Source organism: Dyella ginsengisoli LA-4 (assembly GCF_000334915.1).
In the GTDB taxonomy this organism is placed as follows: domain Bacteria; phylum Pseudomonadota; class Gammaproteobacteria; order Xanthomonadales; family Rhodanobacteraceae; genus Dyella_A; species Dyella_A ginsengisoli_A.
In genome coordinates, this window is the sequence record NZ_AMSF01000067.1 from 1 (window position 1) to 3,432 (window position 3,432).

3 protein-coding genes are annotated in these 3,432 nt (G+C 56.3%); all 3 read left to right on the forward strand.

From position 1 onward, the window contains the following. Positions 1-136: 136 nt before the first annotated feature. The 3 genes from C693_RS0115720 (at position 137) to C693_RS23815 (ending at position 1,805) form a co-directional block, all read left to right on the forward strand. Complete coding sequence (locus tag C693_RS0115720; RefSeq protein ID WP_017463234.1) at positions 137-568, forward strand: WapI family immunity protein; 432 nt, start codon at positions 137-139, stop codon at positions 566-568. 54 nt (positions 569-622) lie between these two features. After that, on the forward strand, positions 623-1,087 hold the full coding sequence (locus C693_RS23810) for a hypothetical protein (RefSeq protein WP_157798645.1): 465 nt from the start codon (positions 623-625) through the stop codon (positions 1,085-1,087). Positions 1,088-1,475: 388 nt separating this feature from the next. After that, positions 1,476-1,805, forward strand: a complete 330-nt coding sequence (locus C693_RS23815; protein ID WP_157798646.1) for a hypothetical protein — start codon at positions 1,476-1,478, stop codon at positions 1,803-1,805. The last annotated feature ends 1,627 nt before the right edge of the window (positions 1,806-3,432 follow it).

The following is a 3,432-nucleotide window of genomic DNA, read 5'->3' on the forward strand; positions in this document are numbered from 1 at the left end:
TCTGCTGACGGTTGTGTCGCAACACCATCATGGCCCTCGAGGCCGAAAGGGGAGGAAGTCTCTTTTTACTCATTCAAGCCGACCGCCCACTGGCTACGCCAGCGGTCGGCGTCTTAACTCCAGCGTTAGGTGCTAAATGAAGTCCATTGCGTTTGGTGGTGAAGAGCATGAGCGCTTGGAGGTCACCGTATTCGGCTATGAGCGCGCCGCGTCTGGCGACTATCACGATGACAACTGGCTATCTGTAGAGGTCTCTGTCAAATGCGGAGCCTTTCACGGCAAGTTCCCCGCTGCGTTCCTAACCGGTGAGCTTGAGTCCTTCCATGCTCAGCTCATTTCGCTCTACCAAACGCTCGTCGGCACCGCTAAATTCGAAACCCTTGAGGGCCAGCTGGAGCTGCAAGCTACAGGTGACGGCGCGGGCCATATCAAAATCTCGGGTGAGGCACTCGACCAGGCCGGCATTGGCAACAAGCTCATCTTTGACATCGTTATTGATCAGACTCAGCTTCAAACTTCGGTGCAATCGTTGGCAGCGGTAATGCTCGCTTTCCCTGTTCGCACCTAACACATTATTCGAGGCGGACGGCTGCGCCGCCGCTCAATTCCAGCGTTAGCCTTCATGAACTTCACGGACGAAATCCTGAGCGCCGCCAATCACGCAGGCATTTGCAGTGCCTACTACCGGCTGTGCAACGAGCACCAGTTCGTGCCGGGCACGAAAAATAGGAAGGTGCCATACAAGGACGTACTAGCTGCGGCCGATGGAAAGATCCAACTTTCTAAGCTCCCTGGCCCTGGAACCGCTTTCAAATCTGGCGGCCTGCCCGAGGGCCTTACCCTTAACTTCATCGTTCAGAGTGGCGGGTCTGTCGAGGCCCACTTCGCCATCGGCGGTGTGGGCCACGAGCAGCAGGGCACATTTGCAACTCTTTGCAACGAGGCTCTCAAGCAATCAGGCCAACCGGTTCCGAGCCCGCCTTACCCTCGCCCCATCTGTGGGTCACCAACCGAGTTGGTCGCAGCTTTCCATGCGCTGCAAGAGCTTGCCGTCAGTCTCTTCGGAGCTCTCCGTGGTATCGGCTAACATCTCGTCCAAGCGGACGCGCGTACCGCGCGCCGCTTAACTCCAGCGTTAGAAGTAACCCGGAAAGCATGCGAGACAAACGGCCGCAATTCAAAAGGATGGCTGCGATTGCGGCCCCACCCAGAGACGGCAAGATCGTTCGTCGCTGCGTGGTCTGTGGCAAGAAAAGAAGAATGTTCTTTCATGAACGCATGTGTATTTCTTGTCGCGCCTTACCCTCCGAAGAGCGGCGGAAAAAACGGCTCGCAAAGCGTGGTCACGGCAAGCAAGGCGTTCACACGGTATCCGGTGGCCTGCCATCGCTTGGCAAACGAAGGTAGTCTCTCTTCTAACAGTTCATTCGAGGCGGACGGCTTCGCCGCCGCTCAATTCCAGCGTTAGCGTGCAAATGAAGAATCTCGCGACCGGGTTATTGCTTTCTGTAAGTCTGCTCTTTGCCGGTTGCGCTACACAGTCGCCGGCGAAGATCTACAAGGGCAGTTATTTCTACAACTTTGAAAGTTCCTCGTTCACACCGGCAGGCTCCGATGAGGCTTGGTGCGTCGACAGCGCCGAGATGGCTAAAGCGCAACTTCCATCTGCTCAGTCCGGTACCGCAGAGGTTGTCGTCCAGGGTAGCCTCAGCCCCAAAGGTCATTACTGCAATCTCGGTGCCTCCAAACATGTGCTCAAGGTCTTCAAGGTTCTGTCAGTAGCCAATCTCAGGTCTGGGGACTAAGGTTGCACGCTAACCAGTCATTCGAGGCGGACGGCTGCGCCGCCGCTCAATTCCAGCGTTAGGGTGCACTGGAAAGTCACGGAGGTTCACAGGGTGGCGTTGCGTGAAAGCTGGCTATTCTGGGCTGGTCTATCGGTGATCATGGGTGGCGCTCTTCTGGCAGCGCTTGATGCCTCACCGTTCCCTGGCATTGAATCCGTTGCCGTGGGCTACTTGCTCGTACTCGTTTCGATGTATCGAGTTGGGGTGCGGATGTACACCCGCGGCGGAATTATCACAAAGCAAGAGTCCCCCTGGGCCTACAGGTATAGCTTCCTACTTCTGTCGGTCTTTGGCTTTGGCATCCTTTGCATCGTGCTCAAAAAATCCATTGGAGAGCCGCACTCTTGCGATACGGCGTGGTGCCAAATCAAGGTCCTGACGATGGCTGCAAGCGGCCTAATCTCTCTGTTTCTCATCGCATCGGCTACAGTGGCCGTTATCGTTAGCGTCTTCATATGGTTGGTTACGGCAGCAAGAGGCCCTAACCACTCGTCCAAGCGGACACGCTGACGCGCGCCGCTTAAATCCAGCGTTAGAGCTCACAATGAACGCTCACCGCGTACTGGCCGTAACCGTTTTTGCTTCACTGATCGCGGGTTGCTACGCGCGGCACGGCGATGCAGAAGCGCGGCTCAGTCACTGGAACACGGTGCTATCCAAAGAGCTACCTGCGGGCGCGTCAAAGGCAATCGTCCAGGCTTTTTTCTCGGGTCAAGGCCTGGAGTCCAGCTACTCGCCGTCCGACCATGCCGTTGTCGCAATCGACCGAGATGTCGAGTCTGCCGGTATGGTCACAACAAGCATCACGTTCAAATGTCCGCTGGACCAAAATGAGCGGCTAGCATCATGCAACACAGCGTTTGTCTATACGGGGCCGTGAGCTCTAACCATTCATTCGAGGCGGACGGCTTCGCCGCCGCTCAATTCCAGCGTTAGGCGTCCTAGTGGGAGCTTCGAAATGTCTGGTGTAGGAGGAACTAGCCCCAAGACAAGAACGCAGCGCGTTGTATGGTGGGTCGCTTTTTCCACATTCGTCGCCTTCGTTGTATATGTCGCGCTCCACAACTTGTAGGTCGCTGCGTGTAGACATGGCCGGTTGTCATGTACGTTGTTCAACCATAGGCTTGTCCCTGCCACGGATGCCTAACATCTCATTCGAGGCGGACAGCTTCGCCGCCGCTCAATTCCAGCGTTAGGCCGCGACCATGACGAACGCGCTTACCCCTATTTTGTGGTGCCTCGGCCTCGTAAATCTCTTGGTGACCATCCGACTCGTTCGCAGCCCCGCGTACACGCCCCAGCAAAAAATCTTTCAAGCCATCCTCGTGTGGCTGCTCCCCGTCCTAGGCTTCGTCTGGATCGTCTACATGCTCCGAGAAGATGCACATATGCCGCCAAAGCCCAACCCATATGCGAACCGGGATGACTTGCAAGCCCGTGATCTTTACTCTGGTGATCACACCAACCACCGTTAGGCGCATGGCCTCCTCGCAAGTTGTGCCTAACTACTCCGTAAGAGACTTCCGATCAACCCCGGGTGCATGACGCCTTTGCCCCAGGCTTTCGGGCCACTGCCAATCTTCAT